This window comes from Bradyrhizobium sp. 147 (assembly GCF_023073935.1).
GTDB lineage: Bacteria > Pseudomonadota > Alphaproteobacteria > Rhizobiales > Xanthobacteraceae > Bradyrhizobium.
Genome location: NZ_JADPKL010000140.1, coordinates 18,347 through 37,619, shown reverse-complemented (window position 1 = coordinate 37,619; position 19,273 = coordinate 18,347). Strand labels below are relative to the sequence as shown.

The window sequence follows — 19,273 nt, the reverse complement described above, 5'->3', positions numbered from 1 at the left end:
GCTTCTGGCCACCCCCTCCGAACCTCCTCCGGGAGGAGCAGGTGATCTGGTCAAAGCAAGAAGCGTGCTACTTGCCCGGAAGCTTGTCGTCGATGCCCTTCACGTAGAAATTCATGCCGAGAATCTGGCCGTCATCGAGGTGATCGCCGCCCTTGCACTCGACCGGCTTGCCGTCCTGCCCAATGATCGGGCATTTGAACGGGTGCAGCTTGCCGGCTGTGATCGCGGCCTGGGCATCCTCGGCCATTTTCTTCACGTCATCAGGCATGTTGGTATAGGGCGCCATCGCGAACATGTGGCTGTCGAGGCCGCCCCAGGTGTCCTCGGATTTCCAGGTGCCGGCGAGCTCGGCCTTGACGCGCTCGATGTAGTAGGGGCCCCAGGTGTCGAGGATCGAGGTCAGCTGGGTCTTGGGTCCGAACTTGATCATCTCGGAATCCTGGCCGAAGGCGAGCTTGCCGCGCTCGCTCGCGATCTGCATCGCGGCCGGAGAATCCGTGTGCTGCATGATGACGTCGGCGCCCTGATCGATCAACGCCTTGGCGGCGTCGGCCTCTTTGCCCGGATCGAACCAGGTGTTGGCCCAGATGATCTTGACCTTGATGTTCGGGTTGATGGTCTGCGCCGCCAGCATCGTCGCGTTGATGCCGGAGACGACTTCCGGAATCGGGAACGAGCCGATATAGCCCAGCACGCCGGACTTCGACATCTTGGCCGCGATCAGGCCTTGAATGTAGCGGCCCTGATACCATTTCGCCGAATAGGTCGACATGTTCGGGTTGCGCTTGTAGCCGGTGGCGTGCTCGAAATGCACGTTCGGGTACTTCTTGGCGACCTTGAGCGTCGGGTCCATGTAGCCGAATGATGTCGTGAAGATCAGCTTGTTGCCGGCGCGGACGAGCTGCTCGATGGAGCGCTCGGCGTCCGGGCCTTCGGGCACGTTCTCGAGATAGGTGGTCTCGATCTTATCGCCCAATTCCTTCACCAGCGCCTGGCGGGCGAGATCATGCTGATAGGTCCAGCCGAGGTCTCCGATCGGACCCAGATAGATGAAGCCGACCTTCAGCTTGTCGGCGGCGGACGCTGCACCGAAGCTCCCGCCAAGCAAAAGCCCGGCAGCCAGCGCAAGAAGTGATTTCCTCATCATCAGTCTCCAAACATCAGGGGAAAGCCATGATCCGCAACGCGCGCGCCCCATCGCGCACGCTGCGGAAATGAAAACTCAGCGGTCAGGCACGAACACGGTGCCGAGCGCGGCCGGCGCGGTCGAGCCGCCGGTGCGCGCGCGGGAGAGCAGGACCAGGACGATAACGGTTGCGAGATAGGGCAGCGCGGACATGAACTGCGAGGGAATGCCGACGCCCCAGCCTTGTGCGTGCAATTGCAGGATCGTCACGGCGCCGAAGAGATAAGCACCAACGACGAGCCGGCCCGGCCGCCAGGACGAGAACACGACCAGCGCCAGTGCGATCCAGCCGCGGCCTGCCGTCATGCCGGGAATGAAGAACGGGGTATAGGCCAGCGGCAGATAAGCGCCCGCAAGCCCTGCGCAGGCGCCACCGAACATGACGGCAAAGGTGCGGATGCGCAGCACGGGATAGCCGAGCGCATGCGCGGAGGCATGATTGTCGCCACAGGCGCGCAGGATCAATCCCGCACGCGTGCGGTGCAGGAACCACCAGACGCCGACGATCAGTGCGACCGAGAAGTAGACGAAACCGTCCTCGCCGAACAGCACGCGCCCGATCAGCGGGATCTCGGTGACGCCGGGAATGGTGAGGTGCACTGCCGGCGTGATGCGCTCTCCGACGAAGCCGGCGCCGATCAGGCCGGAGAGCCCGATGCCGAGGATGGTCAGCGCGAGACCCGTCGCAACTTGGTTGACGGCGAGCCCGAGCGTCATCAGCGCGAAGATCAGTGACATCAACGTGCCCGCGACGATGCCGAACAGCGCACCAATGAAGGTGGATTCGGTGAGCCACGCGCCGGCAAAGCCGCAGGCCGCACCGACGATCATCATGCCCTCAACACCGAGATTGAGCACGCCGGAGCGCTCGGTCACGAGCTCACCGGTCGCAGCAATCAGCAGCGGCGTCGACGCCGCGAGCACCGCGAGAATGATGGCCTCAACCAGCTCCACGGGTCACCTGTCGGTTCGGGAAGACCAGCTTGAAACGGTAGAGAATGAGGGAATCGCAGGCGAGCACGTAGAACAGCAAAATGCCCTGGAAAACCTTGGTGACATCCAACGGAATCTTCATCGCGATCTGTGCCTGCTCGCCGCCGATAAAGGTCAATGCGAGGAACAGGCCTGCAATTAATATTCCAAGCGGGTTTAGCCGGCCGAGGAAGGCCACGATGATCGCAGTAAAGCCGTAACCAGGCGAAATGCCGGGCTGAAGATGCCCGACGGGGCCCGCGACCTCGATGATGCCGGCGAGGCCCGCCAGCGCGCCGGAGATGGCGAAGGTGAGGATGACGAGCTGGTTGGCATTGAAGCCGCCGAACCGCGCGGCACGCGGCGCTGCGCCAACCACGCGGATCTCAAAGCCCTTGATGGTGCGCCCCAGCAGGACCGCCACGGCTGCGACGACGAGCAGGGCAATCATCGCGCCGAGATGCAGCCTGCCGCCTTCGATCAGCAGCGGCACCGTCGCTATCGGATCGAACTCGGCCGTGGTCGGGAAGTTGAAGCCGTGCGGATCGCGCCAGGGCCCGCGCACGAGATAGTCGAGGAAGAGGTCGGCGACATAGACCAGCATCAGGCTGGTCAGGATTTCGCTGGCGCCGAACTTCACCTTGCAGATCGCCGGAATCAGCGCATAGAGTGCGCCCGCGGCGGCGGCGAGCACGAGCATGGCCGGCAAAACCCAAGCGCCGACGTCAGTACCTTGCGTCTTCACCGCGATCCAGCTTCCGGCGACGGCGCCGATCAGGAATTGTCCCTCGGCGCCGATATTCCAGGCATTGGCGAGATAGCAGAGCGAGAGCCCGATCGCGATCATCACCAGCGGTGTCGCCTTCACGGCGATCTCCTGGAGCGAGTAGCCATCGGTCAGGGGCGCGATAAAATAGGCATGCAACGCGAGCAGCGGATTCTTGCCGAGGATCGCGAACAGGATGACCATCGTCATGATCGTCAGGCCGATCGCGATCAGCGGCGAGATCAGCGCGATCGTGTTGGAGCGCTCGGCGCGCTTCTCAAGCACCAACTGCATGCGTGGCTTCCTTCGGCTCCAGGCTGCTGCCGCCCATCAGAAGACCGAGCTTTTCGCGGCTCGCCTCGCTGGCGGCGAGTGGAGCCGACAGCCGGCCGTGAAACATCACGGCGATGCGGTCGGCGATCTCCGCGAGCTCGTCGAGGTCCTGGCTGGTTACGAGCAGCGCGGCGCCTGCGGTTGCGAGATCAAGCAGCGCCTGGCGGATGATTGCGGCGGCGCCGGCGTCGACGCCCCAGGTCGGCTGGCTCACCACCAGCACCGCGGGGTTACGCAGGATCTCGCGTCCGACGATGAATTTCTGCAGATTGCCGCCGGAAAGCGATGCTGCTTCCGGATCGCGCCTGGCCTTGCGCACGTCGAACGTTTCGGTCGCGCGGTCGACGGTCTTGAGCGTCGCCGCGGTATCGATGAAGCCGTGACGAACCATGCCGCTGGCGGCATGCCCGGTGAGCAGCGCATTCTCGGACAGCTTCATGCGCGGTGCAGTGCCGTGACCGAGCCGCTCCTCGGGAACGAAGGCGGCGCCCAGCTTGCGCCGCTGCGTGATCGAGAGGTGGCCGGCGGCGATACCCTCGATCACGACGGTGCCGGGGTCCTTCGACAGGCGCTCGCCGGACAGCGCGGCGAACAGCTCATCCTGGCCGTTGCCGGCGACGCCGGCGATGCCCAGGATCTCGCCGCCCTTCAGCTCGAACGAAATGTGCTCGAGCCGCACGCCATGCGCCCCGGCAGGGGCCAGCGAGAGATCGTTGACGACGAGCCGCGGCACAGTGGTCTTGCGACCGGATGCGGCCCTCACTTGCTTGATCTCGCCGCCGACCATCATGCGCGCGAGCGAGGCGGCGGTCTCGCGCTGGGGATTGCAGGTCTCGATGTTCCTGCCGCCGCGCAGGATCGTTGCGGTGTCGCACAGCCGCTTCACTTCGTCTAACTTGTGGCTGATATAGAGGATGGCGCGGCCTTCGGCCTTGAGCCGCTCCAGCACGATGAAGAGCTGGTCGGCCTCCTGCGGCGTCAGCACCGCGGTGGGCTCGTCCAGGATCAGAAATTTCGGATCCTGCATCAGCGCGCGGACGATCTCGATACGTTGGCGCTCGCCGACCGACAATTGCCAGACCTCGCGCCGGGGATCGAGCGGCAGTCCGTAGGTCTTCGACACCTGCTCCAGCCGCGCCGACATGTCCTTGAAGGGTTCCTTGCCATCGAGGCCGAGCGCGACGTTCTCGGCGACGGTGAGATTGTCGAACAGCGAGAAATGCTGGAACACCATGCCGATGCCGCGGCTGCGCGCGTCGGAGGGACCGGACAGCACGATTGGTTCGCCGTGCCAGCGGATCTCGCCCGCGCTGGGCTGGATCAATCCGTAGATTGCCTTGACCAGCGTCGACTTGCCGGCGCCGTTCTCGCCGAGCAACGCGTGGATTTCCCTCGGCCGGATCTCGATGTCGATGGAATCGTTGGCGATGAAGTCCCCATAGCGTTTGGTGAGCCCAACCGTTTGAAGCAGCGGGGGCTCGCTGGAATGCAGGCCTTGAAGCGTCGGATCGAACATTCGCTGATGCATCGGCATGGATGAAGTGGCTCAATACTGAGCTAGTTTGACCCGCCGCGTAAGATGCGAAAAAGCGTCATGCCTTGCTCAACGCCGCGGCAGGCGTGGCAGTGCCGTGTGCCGGTCCATGGGTATCGAGTGACGATCGCTGCGGTGCCTGTTGCAATTTTGTGACGGTTCACGCCAAATCGGAACCCTCTGGGCAAGCTTGACGCCATGTTGAGCAATCGTAGGGCCGTCCATCCATCGCTCAGAGCACAGCGGTCGCGACGGCTGCTTCAACTCGGGGCGCGATCAGAAAATCCGAATAAAAACAATCGGGAATGTTCGGCAATAGCGATCCTCGCCGCTCGTGCTTACCGCGTGCGGGCACTTTGAAATCTCCTCCCTGATTCGTCGCGTGCTGCCGAAACAAACGGCACGCCATGTGAAAAGTTGAGGCTTCGCACTCCGGGAGATCGGCGCAAGTGTCGCACCCAGGGACGTTCATTTTTAAACGTCCAAACTTGGGGGTATTCAGGATGTCGTTTCGTTACACGGCAATGGCAGCAGCGGCGCTGTCACTTGCTACGCTGGCCAGCGGTGGCCTAGCTCAGGCGGCGGATCTGCCGGTGAAGGCGGCCAAGAAGGCGCCGGACCTTCCGTTCTTCCTGGTCATCGATAACCGCGTCACCTTCTCGTACATCTTCAACGCTTCGCAGCCGGGCGCGTGGTCGTTCCGGCCGGATGGGTCGATCAACAGCAAGACCACAAAGCAGGTCTACTCGTTCACCCATTTCGACGCCTGGGCGTACGGCACGAACTTCTTCACCATCTCGATGTACAAGTCGGATCACAATGACCCGGCGGGGCCGTGCACCAATGCGGGCACGATCTTCGGCACGCCGGCATCCTGCGCCGGGGCGACCGAAATCTATGGCCTGTTCCGTTCGACTTTCGGCTGGAACGAGCTCTTCGACACCAAGGCTTTCAGCGCGGGGCCGCTGCACAACATCTCGTTCGAAGTCGGCATGGACGCCAATACCGAGAACAGGTATTTCGGCGCCGCCAAGCGCGACGTCGTCGGCGGTCTGCAGTTTGCGTTCGACCTGCCCTACAAGGGCTACATCAACGTCGCGCCGCTGGTCTATTGGGAGTTCGCCAACCACAATTCCTTCAGCCAGTGTGGCCTGTTCGGCCCGGGCGTTCCCGGAATCACGTGTCTGGCGGACGGCAACACGTCGTTCAAGCCGACCTGGGCTGTCGAAGTCAATTACTACATGGACCTCGGCTTCCTGCCGCCGAACGTGCAGTACTTCTCGATCAGCGGCCGTGCCGGCTGGTACGGCAAGAAGGGCACCGACACCGAACCGCTGCCCTACAGCCCGGCGAATGGCGTCTACAACACCGCGGTTGAGCTAAACTCAGAACCGATCCGTCTGACCTTCGATGCCTCGAAGGCAGCCTGGGGTGACAAGTACTCCCACTTCGTGGATGTCTGGGTGGCCTATCGCTATTGGCAGAACAAATTCGGCCTCGATCACAATCTTGCCGTCGGCTGTACCACGGCCGTCGGTGGCCGGACGGTGAGCACCGGCTCCTGCACCGAGTCCTCGCTCTACTCCGGTATCACCGTAAAGTTCTAGTCATCTGACGCTCTCCAGGTGAAAGACGATGGCGCCGCGTCGAACCTCCGCGGCGTCATCCCTTTTGGATATGCTGCTACTTCGTCCACACGCCCTCGTGCAGCGCCTCGGCCTCGTCCTCCAGCAAAGGCCCGACCACCTCGGTCGGGCGCTGTCCGCTGGCAAAGACCTCGCGGCAGGGCAGGTCGAGCGTCGGATTCTCCGGATGGTTGCCGGTAAGGCCGCGCAGGCGGTGCTCGCTGAGACCGTAGACCACGCGGCCGATGCCGGCCCAGTAGATCGCGCCAGAACACATCGCGCAGGGTTCTGCGGAGGAATAGAGCGTCGCCATCGCCAACACCTCGCGACTGAGCGTGCGGCAGGCCTGCGTCGCCGCCAGGCGCTCGGCATGCGCGGTGCCGTCATGATCCGGCAGATAGCCGTTCTCGGTCTCGATCAGCACGTTGCCGTCGGCATCGACGACGATGCAGCCGAAGGGATGATTGCCGTGGGTGAGGGAACGGCGGGCGACCGCGAAGGCTAGACGCAGAAAGTGCTCGTCCCACTCGGATGCGCCGCTCATCGCTAGTCCCTGGTCAGTGTCCCGCCATGTGCCGGCCGATCACGGTGAGATCGGCCTCGCTGGTCGGTGCTTCATACACGAATTCGCCGTGGAACATCACCACCAGCCGGTCGGACAGTTCGAGCAGCTCATCAAGGTCCTCGCTGGCGAGCAGCACGGCGGCGCCGCGGTTGCGCGCGGCCATGATCTCGGCGTGGATCTGCGCCACCGCGGCGAAGTCGAGGCCGAAACAGGGATTGGCCGCGATCAGAACCTCGACATCGCCGCCTAGCTCACGGGCGAGCACGGCGCGTTGCACGTTGCCGCCCGACAGGGCCGAGATCGGCGTGTCCGGCGTGCGGGTCTTGATCTTGTACTGCGCGATCTTCGTCCTGGCGTCGTCGCGAAAGGCGCCGCGATTGAGCCACCAGCCGCCACGGGCGAAGGGTGCACGGTCGAATTCACGGAAGGCGATGTTGTCGGCGACGCTCATGCCGCCGACGCAGGCGTTCTTCAGCGGCTCCTCGGGCAGAAGCGACATCTTGTGCCGCCGCATTTCCTCACGGCTGGCGCGGTAGGGATCGCCGGCAACACGGATCTCGCCGCTTTCGGCCTCGCGCTGGCCCGCCAGCACCTCGACCAGTTGGCGTTGGCCGTTGCCAGAAACACCTGCAATGCCGACGATCTCGCCGGCGCGGACGGTGAGCGAGACGTCATGCACGGCGACTGCGCCGGCATCGTCGAGTGCGCGAAGCTTTTGCAGCTCGAGCCTGGCTTGGCCAGCCGCGCCGGTGCGCGGCGGCTGCACCGTCAATTGCTCGGCGCCGATCATGGTGCGTGCCATCGCGTCCGGCGTGAGCTCGGCGACCTTGCCGGCTCCAGCGAGCTTTCCGCGGCGCAGGATCGTGACGTCATCGGCGAAGGCCATGACCTCGCGGAACTTGTGCGTGATCATCAGGATGGTCAGCTCGCCCCTGACGACCATATCGCGGAGCATGCCGAGCACCTCGTCGGCTTCTGCCGGCGTTAGCACCGAGGTCGGCTCGTCCAGGATCAAGAAGCGACGCTTGAGGCAGAGCTGCTTGAGGATCTCGCACTTCTGCCGTTCGCCGGCAGAGATGTCCGCGACTTTCGCGCCGAGCGGCACCTTGAAGGGCATGCGGCTCAAGAACGCTTCGAGCTCCTTCATCTCCTTCGGCCAGTTCACCACGGCCGGCACGTCGTCGCGGGCCAGCACGAGGTTTTCCGCGACGGTCATCGCGGGCACCAGCGTAAAATGCTGATAGACCATGCCGAGCCCGAGCGCGTGAGCCTCCTTCGGATTGCCGATCGCCTGCTCGCGCCCGCCGACGAGGATGCCGCCTTCGGTCGCGTGGTAATAGCCCATGATGCATTTGACGAGGGTCGACTTGCCGGCGCCGTTTTCGCCGAGCAGCGCGTGGAAGGAGCCCGGCCGCACTTTCAGCTCGACATTGTCCAGCGCCAGGAAATCGCCGAAGCGCATCGTCATGGCGACGGCGTCGACGCCGAAGGCGCCTGACGGCGGTGGGGTTTCGCCGATGATCACGAAATCGCTCCGATGACGGCGTCGGAGGTTGAGACCGCGCCGAACACGCCGCCCTGCATCTTGATCATCTTCAGCGCGTGGTCATGGTTGCTCTTGTCGGTCGCACCGCAACAATCGTGCAGCAGCACGCATTCGAAGCCGCGATCGTTGGCCTCGCGCATCGTAGTGTGAACGCAGACGTCGGTCGTGATCCCGGTCAGCACGATATTATCGATGCCGCGCACGCGCAGGATCAGCTCCAAGTCGGTGGCGCAGAACGAGCCCTTGCCCGGCTTGTCGATGATCGGCTCGCCCGGCAGCGGTGCCAACTCCGGGATAATGTCCCAGCCGGGCTCGCCACGCACCAGGATGCGGCCGCAGGGCCCGGGATCGCCGATGCCGGCGCCGATCTGGCGCGAGCGCCAGCGCTTGTTAGCGGGAAGATCGGAGAGATCGGGGCGGTGGCCTTCACGGGTGTGGATGATATGGAAGCCTTGGCTGCGCATCACAGCGAGCAGCTTCCTGATCGGCTCGATCGGTGCCCGCGTCAGCGAGAGGTCGTAGCCCATCTTGTCGACATAACCGCCGACGCCGCAGAAATCGGTCTGCATGTCGATGATGATGAGGGCCGTATTCTCGGGACGAAGATCGCCGTTGTAGGGCCAGGCATAGGGTTCGGATTTGATGTGGCGCTCGGGCATAATCCTGCTCTCTAGCGGGTGATCGACAATTCGGCCGGGGCGCCGGTCAGTGTGCGTTTGGGCGAGCAGGTGACGATCATGATCGCCAGCGTCAGGATGTAGGGCGCGGCATTGAAGAGGTGATAGCCGGAGGTGACGCCGACAGATTGCAGCGCCGGCCCCAGCGCCGCGGCGCCGCCGAAGGCGAGCGAGGCCCATAGGCACAGCAGAGGATCCCAGCGTGCGAAGATCACGAGCGCGACCGCCGTGATGCCCTGGCCCGAGGAGAGTCCCTCGTTCCAGCTGCCGGGATAGAACAGCGAGAGGAACGAGCCGCCGATGCCGGCGAGGAAGCCGCCGACCATGGTGGCGCGCAGGCGGATCAGCAGCACGGAGTGGCCCATCGCGCGCGCGGCGTCCGAGCTCTCGCCAGCGGTACGGATGAGCAGGCCCCAGCGCGTGGTGCGGAAGGCCCAGTACAGGATCGGCGCAACCGCGAGGCCGATCAGGAAAAGGACGTTGACACGCAGCGCAGCGCGGACCTGCGGGACGTCGCTCCACCAGCCGAAATCGATGGCGGGCAGCCGCGGCGCGGTGGGCTCGATGAGCGGCTTTCCAAGGTAGAAGGCAAGCCCGGTGCCGAACAGCATCAGCGCAATGCCGACTGCAACGTCGTTGACGCGCGGCAGCGAGCAGATGCCGGCGTGCAGCGCGCCCAAAAGCGCGCCGGTGATGCCGGCGGCGAGCACGCCAAGCCACGGTGAGCCCGTGAGATAGTAGATGCCATAGGCGCTCATCGCGCCCATCACCAACGTGCCTTCGAGGCCGAGATTGATGCGGCCGGAGCGCTCGGTGATGCATTCCCCTAAGCTCACGAACAGGAACGGCGTGGAGACGCGAATGGCGCCGCCGAGCACGGCGAGCGGGACGGTCCACAGTCCGATCGATCCGTCTGCCATCTCAGGATTTTCCCTTCAGGAACCCGGTGCGGCCGTAGAGCGCATCGCTGGCCAGCACGAAGACGAAGATGATGCCCTGGAGCACCAGCACGGACGCATCCGGCAGTCCCAGGCGCCGTTGCAGCAGGCCGCCGCTGGCGCTGATACCGCCGAGCAGGATGGCGACGGGGATGATGGCGAGCGGATTTTGCCGCGCAAGGAAGGCGACGAGAATGCCGGTGAAGCCGTAGCCGGCCGCAAGGTTGGCATTGGTGCGTCCCTGCACGGCGGCGACCTCGACCATGCCGGCAAGGCCAGCGGCGCCGCCGGCAAGGAAGCAAACGGTCAGTATCAGCTTGTCGACGCCGAGGCCGACGATCTTCGCGGCGCGGATGTTGCCGCCGGCAATCCGCGCGGCGAAGCCGAACACGGTGTGATAGACCAGGACGTAGGCGGCGATCGCGGCGATCAGGCCGAACACCAGGCCCCAATGCACATCGGTGCCGGGAATGGTGCCGATCATGTTGGCGGCGCCGATCTCGCGCGTCGAGGGCTTGTTGAGGCTCGCGGGATCGCGCATCGCGCCTTCGACGAGATGGTTGAGGATTGCGAGCGCGATGTAGACGAGCAAGAGGCTCGATATGGTCTCGTTGACGCCGCGATACTGTCGCAAGCCGCCCGACAGCATGATCCACGAGCCTCCGCCGATCACGCCGGCGATGACCATGGAAGTCTGGACGACAAGCGGCGGCAGGCCCTGGAGCGCCAATGCGGCGCTGGTTGCCGACAATGCGCCGATCAGGAGCGCGCCTTCGCCGCCGATGATGACCATGCCGAGCTGCGCGGGCAGCGCCGTGCAGAGTGCTATTAGGATCAAGGGAGCAGCGCGCGTGAGCGTGTTCTGCCAGGAGAACCAGGTGCCGAACGCGCCGTAGTACATGTAGAAATAGAGGTCGAGCGGATTCTTGCCGAACATCGCGACGAAGATGCCGAAGACCGCGAGCGCGCCGACGAGCGCCGCGCCCGGGATGAGGATGTATTCAATTGTTGCGCCGTGGCGCTGGAGAAAGCCGGGATCGGCGGCCGGGGCGATCGTCCCGGCCGCGTCAAGGGGATCCGCAGCTTCCGTTGTCACGAAGTGGCTCCGATCACACCCTCGACGAGATAGTCCATCTTCTCGAGCTCGGGATCCTTCTGACCGCGATCGGTGCCGGCCGCGATCACGGTCCTGCCCCTGTTGTCGACCAGCCCTCCCTTGAAGATGGCGTAGCCTTCAGCCGACAGGAATTTGGCTTTTACGTCGTCGGCGTGCTTGCGGGCCTCTGCGGAAACCGCTTCGCCATAGGGCGATGTCTTGACGATCTCTTCCTTGAGGCCGCCGCGGTAGAAGTTCGGGATGCTCTCGCCGGCGGCAATCATCTTCACGAACTTCGGATAGAGCGCTTCCCAATTCCACTCCGCGCCGGTGAGATACGCCTTCGGCGCGAGCGGCGACTGGTTGGTGTGATAGCCGCAGACGAAGGCGCCGCGTCGTGCCGCATTCTCGACCATGGTCTTGGGACCGTCGACATGGCAGGTGAGCACGTCAACGCCCTGGTCGATCAGGCTGTTGGTGGCTTCGGCTTCCTTGACCGGCATCGACCAGTCACCGGTGAAGATGACCTGCGTGGTCGCCTTGGGATTGGCGAGCCTGGCCCCGAGCGTGAAAGCGTTGATGTTGCGCAGCACCTGCGGGATGGGCTTGGCCGCAACGAAGCCGAGCTTGCCGCTCTTCGAGGTGTAGCCGGCGACGATCCCGCAGATGTATTGAGCTTCGTCGATATAGCCGAAATAGCTGCCGGCGTTCTTCGGATCCTTGTCGCTCCACAGGCCGCCGCAATGCTCGAAACGGAGCTTCGGGTACTTGTTGGCCATCTTGATCATGTGCGGATTGTAGTAGCCGAACGAGGTCGGGAAGAGCAGGCTGGCGCCGTCGAGATTGATCATGGACTCGATCGTCTTCTCGACCGCGTCGGTCTCCGGCACCTTCTCTTCCTCGATGACCTTGAGGCCGGGAATCTTCTTCAGCCCCGCTGCCCCCTGCGCGTGCGCCTGGTTGTAGCCGTAGTCGTCACGCGAGCCGACATAGATGAAGCCGATGGTCGTCTCGGCTGCGAAGGCCGGGCGGAGGCCAGCCGCGGCGCCGAGGGTCAGGGCCGTACCGCCTTGCAACAAATGCCGTCGTGAAATCCTGCCAAAATCCATTGCTTGCTCCCCTGGGCGGATGCCCGCTTCGATCTCGCGGCTGCCGCCGATCTGGCGGAGCTCGGGACAAGTGTCGCAAGCTTCGTGCCACAGGCTGCCGAGCGTTCAATTGCGGATAACGTCTTGAAAGTATGGGAGTCTCTATGCTGCCTGAATTCTGATCAGGATATCGACAGATTAATTTATGGGCAGTAACTCCCAATTGTATGCAATGTAGTTAAGCAGCTTTAACCTGTCCGTGCGTGTGCATGCCGGGAGACTGCCGGCGGGCTACTCGCGTTCATGCTAATCACGCCCGGATTGGGACAGCGCAGTGCGCGATTTTCGCTCGCATCCAACTTGTATCGATTGTCATCAGGACCGCCGCTGCTGCGGTCCCCGAAAGATGGAAAGCCCGCCGAGATGGTTGCTGGGAACGCCGTTCAGACGACATCACTCGGCGAAGAAATCGTGCGTCGCATCAACGAGCTCGGTGCGATCTCGGAAGAGGCCGGCAAGCTCACCCGCATCTATCTGAGCAAGGAGTTGCGCGAAGCCGCGGACCTCATCCTGGGCTGGATGCGCGAGGCCGGCATGAGCGCGCATCTCGATGCGATCGGCAACGTCTGTGGCCGCTACGAAGGCGAGCGGCCGGGTGCGCCCTGCCTGATGCTCGGCTCGCACTACGACACTGTGCGCGATGCCGGCAAATGGGACGGGCCTCTCGGCGTGATCACCGCGATCGCCTGTGTCGCAGATCTCAACCGCCGCGGCAGGCGCTTCCCGTTCGCGATCGAGGTCGTCGGCTTTGCCGATGAAGAGGGGGTACGTTTCGCCTCGACCCTGCTGGGCAGCCGTGCGGTGGCCGGCACATTCGACAAGAGCGTCCTGAACACGCGCGACCGTGACGGCGTATCGATGCGCGATGCGCTCATCACGTTCGGCCTTGACCCCGATCATATCGGCGCGGCTGCACGGACGCGGCGCGAGCTAATTGCCTACCTTGAATTACATATCGAGCAGGGTCCGGTGCTGGAAGCACAGAACCTGCCCTGTCGGCGTCGTCACCGCGATTGCGGGCGCGACGCGTCTTGCCGCGCGGCTGACCGGCATGGCCGGGCACGCCGGCACGGTGCCGATGGCGCTTCGGCGTGATGCGCTCGCCGGCGCGGCCGAATGCATTGGCGCGATCGAGCAGTTTTGCCGGACCGACGACGGCGGGCTGGTCGGGACCGTCGGATACATCCAGGCAAGGCCCGGCGCGACCAACGTCATCCCGGGCGAGGTGTCTTTCACCATCGACATGCGCGCGCCAATCGACATGCATCGCAAGCGTGCAGTCGCCGAAATCGTCCGCCAGATCGAGGCGGTCGCGAAGCGACGGCAATTGGTGCTTCAGCTCGACGTCACGCACGAGAACGGCACGGCACCCTGTGCGCCCTGGCTCAAGGAGCAGATCGCTCAGGCGATCGGAGCGGAAGGCTTTTCCGTATTCGAGCTGCCGAGCGGAGCAGGCCACGACGGCATGGCGATGATCGACATTGCCGATGTCGGCATGATCTTCGTGCGCTGCCGCGGCGGCATCAGTCATCACCCGGACGAGCATGTCGAGCTGACGGATGCCGAAGCTGGCGCCCGCGTGCTGCTGCGGGTGATCGAGAATTTCAGGCCCTGGGAAGGTAAGTCGAGCCCGCAAGTCACCCGATAGAGACACGAATCAGACAGCTCTAGAAAGTGGCGGCGTTATTGCCGGGATCACGAGACACAATTCGAAGACACCTATGAACAGGGGCACCTCTTTTCGATCACGTCGTGAGAACCGGTTTTATCAGGGCCTGACGGCGACCTTCGTTGCCAACGCGCTTCAGGCGGTGAATTTTCTCGGCGATCGATTCCTGAGGCAGTCACCTCATTCACTCTCGGCCATCGCGGACCTTTACCGGCACTCGATGGACAGCGCCTTCTCGGCGACCGAGGCTTTCCTGGTCACGGGGGCGCCGCACGCCTGCGCGTACTATCCGCGCGACTTCGCCTGGTTCTATCCCGACATTCTCGATCCCCAAACCATCATGGATGCGCAGGACGCGGTGCGACGGGCGCGTCTGCTCGAAAAGAGCGTGCACTCTGTTGCTGGAGGCGGTTCGCGCTGGCGTCGTCACCACGACCATCGTGCCGGCGGGACGCGGGCGGTATCTCGGCGTGAATTATTTCTCGCGTCCTTCGGATACGCTGCTCGGCATCCTTGCCGGTCTCCAGCAGATGATTTCCGCGGAGGACAGGGCATCGTCCTATCTGGCGATGTCGCAATGCGCGCATGCCGGCCGTCTGCTGTTGGCCGAATACGGAGCCGACCTGAAGCGGGCGATCCTGCAGCTCGCAAGCGAGCTGGAGTCATTCGACAATGGCGGCACCAGATATTTGTTATGCGATGCCCGCGTCCCGCGCTCTGCAGCCACCGACACCCGCGCCGAGCGACGGCGGTTCGTCACAAATGCCTGTGTGTACACGACGTTCGTGTGGGGCATTCAGCTCGGAGTCGTGGACGAGAATGAGCTAAAGCGGCTGCTGGGACGTCACCTCGGGCAGTACAAGAAGGACCTGCTCCGGCTGTTCGGCAAGGACGGCTATATCAGACATTCGCTGGACGGCCCGGCGGCTCCGCCGGCGTCCTCGGTTGCGCTGGATTTCGTCAGCGTGCATCGCGGCTTCTGGGACCTGAACGAGGAGTGCGAGCGGGCGCTGTTCGCGACCACGGCGGATTTAATCATTGCGGAGCCGCGCTTCCGCATCCCTAACACGTTCCACTTCCTGGTGTCGGCAGATAATCCGCAGACCAAGATGATTCACAAGATCGCGGCTCCCGCCTACCAGGGACGCTCATCCTGGCCGACATTCAACGTCGAGTTTGCGGATCGCATGCTGGATTACGACGAATTCTCGGGGAGCGACACCTACCGGGCCTGCGCCCAGGGAATATTGAAGGACATTCGGACCGCAACCGAGGTCCATGGCGGCTATCAGGAATTGCTGTCCGAGCGGGGCCTCAAATATCGCACCTGGGCCTACAAGGGTGCTGTGGCGCACTCCTGGTTCCCGCGTTTCCTGTCGGTCTGGAGGAGGGCGTATGGAACGCCGCTCCTCCAATGGGAATGACTGATCCGCAACTTCGGTTAAGCAGTCGACGGGGCCACCCTCGAGCACTCTTGCTGCCAAGGTCATCTGATCCGATTTCGGCGAGAATTGATGTTCGGGTGAGGGCGGCCAACCGCCGTTCGCACTACGCTGCGAGATCCAGCAGCCGGCACGATCCGCGGACCAGCACCTTGCGTCCGGTGGGCGTCATCTCAGGCACGCCGCCATTGACGACAACAAGGCCGAGCTTGATGAGGCTTTCGACCAGATAGGCTTTCGAGAGGCGACCGTTCGATGCCGGATTGCGAAGCGTGCGTAGCGCTTCCCATTGATCCGGCGAAAGATCGAAGTCGACATCGTTGCTCATGCTGCCTCAAGCGATAGTAACGTTTGCGCGCCTCTGTTAGCGGCGCTGCATGAACACCATGCGACGACAATGAGTCGGGAATTCGGTGAGTTGTTTAGAACGTCTCTTCACCGAATTGCCGCACTTCATTGCGTCATAGGAGTTAAGATCGTTTGAGCGCAAATATTGTCCCAGACCTCGATCACATATTGATGATTTAGGCTTGTGTTGCGGCGCGAACTGCTGCGCTGCACGGGAACAGCTACTGTCCCATTCTGCGTCGCAATATGCACAGAAATGATGAGACGGAGCGCTCGGGGCCCTGTTAGGTTCGCGGGGAATGGCTTCACAGGCAGGAGTGGACTGCATGAACAGGCTGGTGGAAATTCGCAGTCAGGAATCTCTGTGCCGCGAGCGTGCCGCGCTCGATTTTGAGCGGCGGGTTTTCTGGCTCGCGCAAGCCCAGGAATGGGAACAGCGCGCGCTCGACGAAATTGGGTATCACTTTCGGGAGTGCAATATCGCCCGGGCCGAGTTGACCGCCGCCTAACCTTAGAGAGGGGCGTGTTAGGCCTTCACTGATAAGTGGCCACGATATCGGACACCGCGCGCTCGAGCTGCTGCGCGGTGGCGCATTGGCGCGCGACACTGCAAAAGGTCGCATAGCGCGGCATCTCGGAATCGCCAAAGCCCCAGGCGAGCCGTCCTTCGGGATTGAGCCAGACCAGCCGCTTTGAGCGCTCGGAGATACGGCGCAGGATGTCGGCGCGCGGGTCGAGGTTATTGCTGCGGGCGTCGCCGAGCACGATGACCGTGGTCTGCGGCGTCAGCGCGCTCATGAACTCCTTCTCGAAATCGACCAGCGAGGAGCCGTAGTCGGACGAGCCGAAACCGACCTTGGACATGATCTCGGCCATCGCCTCTTCCGGCGAGTTGTTCTCCAGGATCTCGCTGACCTCGATCAGATGCGAGGAAAAGGCAAAGGAGCGGACGTCGTCGACCACCTCATGCAGCGAGTGGATCAACAGCAGGAAGAAGTCGGAGACCTGGGCGACCGAGCCGGAGACGTCGCAAAGGGCCACGATCTTGGGCCGGTCGCGATGTTTGCGTTTCCAGGCGGTGAGGAACGGCACCCCGCCCCAGGCCGCGTTGCGGCGGAGCGTACGGCGAACGTCGAGATGGCCGCGGCGCTGGCGCTTGCGCGGCTTCGAGTAGCGCTCGCGCAGCCGGCGCGCGATCTGGCGGATGAGGGCACGCATCTCGGCGACCTGGCGCCGCTCGATGCGCGCGAGCGGCGCGTTGCGCAGGATCTCGTTGCGGAGGCTTTCGGCCTCCTCGCGGGCGTAGAGCGCAAGCCCCTGGGAGACCGTGTCGCGCACCGCTTCGCGCAAGGCATCGAGCGCAGCGCGCAGACGCTCGGCCAGTGACGGGTTGGTCGCGGTCAGTTGGTCCAGATCGTCCCGCAGGCGCAGGAGGCCCATGGCGTCGAGGATGCGGCTGGAGAAGATGCCGCGCTGGGTGGAATAGCGGATATCGGACAGCGCGGCGACACCGGAGGCACTGGCGATCGCCGCCGCGATCGCATTGCGATCCTGCGACAGCAGCATCTGCGCAAGAGCGCCCAGTTCCTGGGGAGGCTGACCTTCACCGGCTTCGCTGCCCGCGTCCGATGAGGGCGACTGATCCAGGTCCTGCGAAGCGTCATCGCTGCTGGCCTCAGGCTGATCCTGCCGCTGTTCCGGCTGACTGAAGAAGAGATCAAAACAATCGCCGAGTGCGAGCTTCTCGTCCTGCGACTTGGCGAGCGTCAGCAGCAGGGCGTCGCGCAAGATCGCGCGGTCGGAGAAACCGACCTGCTTGACCGCACGCATCGCATCAATGCTTTCGGCGGGCGAGACATGAACGCCGGCGCCGCGGGCCGCCCGAAAAAAACGATGGAGGTTCTCGCGCATCGGTCTCAACCGAAGACGTTGGACCGCGCCGCTTTGGCAATGAAGGTCGTAACTTGCGGCGACGCGGCTTCAATATCGGCTTCGTATTTCAGGAGCACGTTGAGCGTGTCCCTGACGATCTCGGTATCGAGTTCGGTGGCCTGAAGCAGCACCAGCACGCGCGCCCAATCGATGGTCTCGCTGACCGAGGGCAGCTTCTTCAGATCGAGTGAGCGGATCTCGTGGATGAAACCGACCATCTGCCGGCGCAGCGTCTGCGAGATGCCGGGCACGCGGCTCTCGACGATGCGTTCTTCCAGCCTGTGCTCGGGAAAGCCGATGTGCAGATGCAGGCAGCGTCGCTTCAAGGCATCCCCGAGGTCGCGCTCGCTGTTGGAGGTGAGGATCACGGTCGGCGGCGTGATCGCCGAGACGGTGCCGAGCTCGGGGATGGTGACCTGGAAGTCGGACAGGATCTCCAGCAGCAGCGATTCGAACTCCGCATCCGACTTGTCGATTTCGTCAATCAGGAGCACGCAGCCGCCCGGCTGCTCCAGCGCCTGGAGCAGGGGCCGCGGCTCGACGAATTCCTTCGAGAAGAACACGTCACCGAAATCGTGGAGCTGGTCGAGCGCTGCATGCAGTGTCTGCGCGCCACCCAGGACTTCGCCGAGCTTGTCCTTCAGGATCTGGGTGTAGAGAAGCTGCTTGGCGTATTTCCATTCGTAGAGTGCCTTGGCCTCGTCCAGGCCTTCATAGCATTGCAGGCGGATCATCTTCATGCCGCGCCAAGCGGCAATCGCCTTGGCAAGCTCGGTCTTGCCGACGCCCGCCGGGCCCTCGACCAGGATCGGCTTCTCGATCTGTTGCGACAGATAGACGGCGGTCGCGATCTGCCGGCTCGCGATATAACCTTGCGCGGCGAGGCCGCTCTCCACTGCCTCGATCGAGGTCGAGGCCTTCTGATCAGCCACGAAAGGGCGCTCCCAAAGGTCCTGCTTGCGGCTTGTTCTGCCTGCGTTCCGGGCAAAGAACAAGCCTCGTTTGGGAGCCACCAGACCCGCGGGAGCGGCGTTTTTTCCGCTTGACGCAAATAGTTGAACGGTGCGCCGGCGCGCGATCAGTGCCGCAGCAGCTTCGGCTTGCGGATGGTCTGTCTGACCTCGGCGCCGCAATCGGCGCATTCATAGACAAGGTCGATCTTGGCAAGACTCCAATGCGGTTCGACCTCACGGACATACATCGGCAGGAACCCCATGCAGGTGGGGCAAGTCACTGGCGCGATTTCGACATCCTGATGATGCTGAACATAAGCTGGCATCTCGGCTCTCCTTCGCAGGCGACCACCAAACCCCGCGTGAAGGCTACTGCCACTCGCCCCCGCGCCCGTCATCAACTCTTCCGAACAGAGACGGAACGGCGGACATTTCTCGGCCGCTGTGACATTCTTGTTACGCGTCGGTACTGTAACGGCCGGACCAAATGCCTACTTCCCAGTGCGATCAGGTTCTCTGAACTTCACTGCAACGATAAGGGAG

Annotated in this window: 16 protein-coding genes and 2 pseudogenes; 4 read left to right on the top strand and 14 right to left on the bottom strand. The window is 63.5% G+C overall.

Annotation, left to right across the window (positions count from 1 at the left end):
* Positions 1 to 67: 67 nt before the first annotated feature.
* From IVA87_RS32390 to IVA87_RS32375, 4 genes are all read right to left on the bottom strand, one after another.
* Positions 68 to 1,144, bottom strand: coding sequence for a BMP family ABC transporter substrate-binding protein (locus IVA87_RS32390; RefSeq protein ID WP_247301892.1), 1,077 nt, complete (start codon positions 1,142 to 1,144; stop codon positions 68 to 70).
* Between the two features lie 78 nt (positions 1,145 to 1,222).
* The gene (locus IVA87_RS32385) at positions 1,223 to 2,140 is read right to left on the bottom strand and encodes an ABC transporter permease (protein ID WP_247337104.1); all 918 of its coding nucleotides are present in this window, start codon (positions 2,138 to 2,140) and stop codon (positions 1,223 to 1,225) included.
* Positions 2,127 to 3,218 (bottom strand): ABC transporter permease, encoded by a 1,092-nt coding sequence (locus tag IVA87_RS32380; protein WP_247337101.1) that lies wholly within the window; start codon positions 3,216 to 3,218, stop codon positions 2,127 to 2,129. Before IVA87_RS32380 ends, IVA87_RS32385 begins: the two co-directional genes overlap by 14 nt.
* Complete coding sequence (locus IVA87_RS32375; protein ID WP_247337098.1) at positions 3,202 to 4,791, bottom strand: ABC transporter ATP-binding protein; 1,590 nt, start codon at positions 4,789 to 4,791, stop codon at positions 3,202 to 3,204. The genes IVA87_RS32380 and IVA87_RS32375 overlap by 17 nt, the downstream gene beginning before the upstream one ends.
* Before the next feature lie 503 nt (positions 4,792 to 5,294).
* On the opposite strand from IVA87_RS32375, the gene IVA87_RS32370 reads away from it, so the two are divergent.
* Entirely contained in the window at positions 5,295 to 6,398 is a 1,104-nt protein-coding gene (locus IVA87_RS32370; protein ID WP_247337095.1) for a hypothetical protein, read from the top strand.
* Positions 6,399 to 6,474: 76 nt separating this feature from the next.
* On the opposite strand, the gene IVA87_RS32365 is transcribed toward IVA87_RS32370, so the two are convergent.
* The 6 genes from IVA87_RS32365 to IVA87_RS32340 are packed head-to-tail and all read right to left on the bottom strand — an operon-like array spanning position 6,475 to position 12,347.
* Positions 6,475 to 6,960, bottom strand: coding sequence for a nucleoside deaminase (locus IVA87_RS32365; RefSeq protein ID WP_247301878.1), 486 nt, complete (start codon positions 6,958 to 6,960; stop codon positions 6,475 to 6,477).
* A gap of 13 nt (positions 6,961 to 6,973) precedes the next feature.
* The gene (locus IVA87_RS32360) at positions 6,974 to 8,506 is read right to left on the bottom strand and encodes an ATP-binding cassette domain-containing protein (RefSeq protein ID WP_247337093.1); all 1,533 of its coding nucleotides are present in this window, start codon (positions 8,504 to 8,506) and stop codon (positions 6,974 to 6,976) included.
* Positions 8,503 to 9,186 (bottom strand): isochorismatase family cysteine hydrolase, encoded by a 684-nt coding sequence (locus IVA87_RS32355; protein WP_247301862.1) that lies wholly within the window; start codon positions 9,184 to 9,186, stop codon positions 8,503 to 8,505. The genes IVA87_RS32360 and IVA87_RS32355 overlap by 4 nt, the downstream gene beginning before the upstream one ends.
* 11 nt (positions 9,187 to 9,197) lie before the next feature.
* Positions 9,198 to 10,124: an ABC transporter permease gene (locus IVA87_RS32350; protein WP_247337090.1), complete on the bottom strand. Its 927-nt coding sequence runs from the start codon at positions 10,122 to 10,124 to the stop codon at positions 9,198 to 9,200.
* 1 nt (position 10,125) lies between these two features.
* A complete protein-coding gene (locus IVA87_RS32345; protein ID WP_247337088.1) occupies positions 10,126 to 11,238 on the bottom strand; it encodes an ABC transporter permease in 1,113 nt (370 codons plus the stop codon).
* The gene (locus IVA87_RS32340; protein WP_247337085.1) at positions 11,235 to 12,347 is read right to left on the bottom strand and encodes a BMP family ABC transporter substrate-binding protein; all 1,113 of its coding nucleotides are present in this window, start codon (positions 12,345 to 12,347) and stop codon (positions 11,235 to 11,237) included. The genes IVA87_RS32345 and IVA87_RS32340 overlap by 4 nt, the downstream gene beginning before the upstream one ends.
* Before the next feature lie 402 nt (positions 12,348 to 12,749).
* Between IVA87_RS32340 and IVA87_RS32335 the strand changes: the two are divergent.
* Positions 12,750 to 14,034, top strand: a pseudogene (locus IVA87_RS32335) (allantoate amidohydrolase).
* A 73-nt stretch (positions 14,035 to 14,107) separates the two neighbouring features.
* Positions 14,108 to 15,479 (top strand): annotated as a pseudogene (locus IVA87_RS32330) (hypothetical protein).
* A gap of 124 nt (positions 15,480 to 15,603) precedes the next feature.
* On the opposite strand, the gene IVA87_RS32325 reads toward IVA87_RS32330, so the two are convergent.
* On the bottom strand, positions 15,604 to 15,825 hold the full coding sequence (locus IVA87_RS32325) for a hypothetical protein (protein WP_247280561.1): 222 nt from the start codon (positions 15,823 to 15,825) through the stop codon (positions 15,604 to 15,606).
* 346 nt (positions 15,826 to 16,171) lie between these two features.
* On the opposite strand from IVA87_RS32325, the gene IVA87_RS32320 reads away from it, so the two are divergent.
* Positions 16,172 to 16,354: a hypothetical protein gene (locus tag IVA87_RS32320; protein WP_247337083.1), complete on the top strand. Its 183-nt coding sequence runs from the start codon at positions 16,172 to 16,174 to the stop codon at positions 16,352 to 16,354.
* A 25-nt stretch (positions 16,355 to 16,379) separates the two neighbouring features.
* Here the strand turns inward: IVA87_RS32320 and IVA87_RS32315 are convergent, their stop codons facing one another.
* The 3 genes from IVA87_RS32315 to IVA87_RS32305 all read right to left on the bottom strand — a co-directional run bounded on the left by IVA87_RS32315 (position 16,380) and on the right by IVA87_RS32305 (position 19,056).
* A complete protein-coding gene (locus IVA87_RS32315) occupies positions 16,380 to 17,756 on the bottom strand; it encodes a VWA domain-containing protein (protein ID WP_247337080.1) in 1,377 nt (458 codons plus the stop codon).
* 5 nt (positions 17,757 to 17,761) lie between these two features.
* Complete coding sequence (locus tag IVA87_RS32310; RefSeq protein WP_247337077.1) at positions 17,762 to 18,709, bottom strand: MoxR family ATPase; 948 nt, start codon at positions 18,707 to 18,709, stop codon at positions 17,762 to 17,764.
* A gap of 146 nt (positions 18,710 to 18,855) precedes the next feature.
* Positions 18,856 to 19,056, bottom strand: coding sequence for a hypothetical protein (locus IVA87_RS32305; RefSeq protein ID WP_247301825.1), 201 nt, complete (start codon positions 19,054 to 19,056; stop codon positions 18,856 to 18,858).
* Between the last annotated feature and the right edge of the window lie 217 nt (positions 19,057 to 19,273).